This is a genomic window from Thermodesulfobacteriota bacterium (genome assembly GCA_039028315.1).
Taxonomy (GTDB): Bacteria; Desulfobacterota_D; UBA1144; order Nemesobacterales; family UBA2774; genus CR02bin9.
The window spans coordinates 1-1,537 of sequence record JBCCIH010000276.1 but is presented as its reverse complement, the minus strand read 5'-3'; the positions used below and the strand labels follow the sequence as shown (position 1 = coordinate 1,537).

The window sequence follows — 1,537 nt, the reverse complement described above, 5'->3', positions numbered from 1 at the left end:
TTTTGGCAATCCAAACTTTGTCCGCGACCCGTCGAGCCGAACCGCCGAACGCGAAGCACGCACCCATAGGCGCGGCATCTGGGCTATGGATGATTACACCAGACCCTCAAAATGGCGCATCCAGTGCTGGCAAAAGGGCCGGTGCTAGCGGCAGCCCGGGCTGCTGGGTCATCGTAAGAAAGAGGGTGCAGGAGCTTGAACAGGAACCACCTCCTGTTTAAGCCTCCATGCTTTGGCAGTATCCAGCGATCCTACTATGAATCTCGGACTGCGCCCAAATTCAAAACTCACAGCCAGTTCAGTAAGGTCATCCGCATGTTTGTTGGAAGTGCTATAAATTTTTGATTGCAAAATAATTTTCATGGTTGTATTTTTATCAAAATACACTAGGAAATTGATAATGAGTTAAATTCCCGCTCCCTAAGGTGTATTATGATTAATGATTTACTTCCTTTGAAGAAAACCCCCATAATATCTAATACGCTAGGTGATAGATGCGAATATATCACTTTAAGCACAGAGGAGTTTTGTAAAAATAATGATGCAGAAATTGGACTCGTTAAAGAACATGGTTTTATATCTAATGATCTAATTGCAAATTTGAAACGAACGGGATAGCTAGGTCTGTTAATCGATAAAGAGTACAGTGGTATGGGGCTAGTGTGTCTTGACAGAGTAGTTGATGCAATAATGACAAGGCCACCATCAGGGACAGGCGACGTTCAAAAGAAAAGAATATTGGAAGAGATATTTTTGTCCTCCAAGAGATTTACTCAGGATTTGGATAGGGTGACTTAATGAAACATTCAATAAAAATAGGTGATGTTTACGAGCATAAATATATTGTTCCCCTCAATAAGACCGTTCCGTATTTGTATCCGGAGTCTGAAGAATATCAAAAAATGCCGGAAGTATTTGCTACAGGGTTTATGGTTGGACTTTTAGAATGGTGCTGTATTGAAGCATTAAAACCTCATCTTGATGATAATGAAGGTAGTTTGGGGACTTTTATTAAAACGACACATTCAGCACCAACCCCACCTGGAATGGAGATAAGAGTCATTGCAACATGTAAAGAAATTAAAAATGGAAATAACATATTTTGGGAAGTCGTTGCCTTCGATGAAATGGAAGAAATAGCTCGGGGAGAACATGGGAGACATATAATTGACAAAGATAGATTTAACTCAAGAGTGTTAAAGAAGAAAAATATTAGGTAGTGATATATTGTCTGTAAATTTATACCTTGGTATATCCTTTGCGGTTATATGGACGTTATCTTTCATTTTTACCCAAATTGCTTTGGGAAGCTACCCTCCTCTATGGTTGGCCGGTATTCGGCTAATAATAGCAGGCTCTACGCTTTATTTTATACTGAAAATATTTTTCAAGAAAAACATTGTTTTCAACATAAAGATCATACTTGCAGGAATATTTTCACAATCTATTTACCTTGGAGCAAGCTATTGGTCTCTCACAAATATGCCTACATCCATTGTGAATATAGTAGTTTCTACAGTACCAATGTTTTCTGTGC

At 39.1% G+C, this 1,537-nt stretch carries 3 protein-coding genes; all 3 read left to right on the top strand.

All coding sequences use genetic code 11. The annotated features are described in order from the left end of the window. The first annotated feature begins 89 nt into the window (after positions 1-89). Positions 90-221, top strand: a complete 132-nt coding sequence (locus AAF462_11950; protein MEM7009835.1) for a hypothetical protein — start codon at positions 90-92, stop codon at positions 219-221. A gap of 576 nt (positions 222-797) precedes the next feature. Continuing rightward, the gene (locus tag AAF462_11945; GenBank protein MEM7009834.1) at positions 798-1,220 is read left to right on the top strand and encodes a thioesterase family protein; all 423 of its coding nucleotides are present in this window, start codon (positions 798-800) and stop codon (positions 1,218-1,220) included. 7 nt (positions 1,221-1,227) lie between these two features. Then, on the top strand, positions 1,228-1,537 hold a 310-nt coding region (locus tag AAF462_11940; protein ID MEM7009833.1), incomplete at its 3' end, for an EamA family transporter.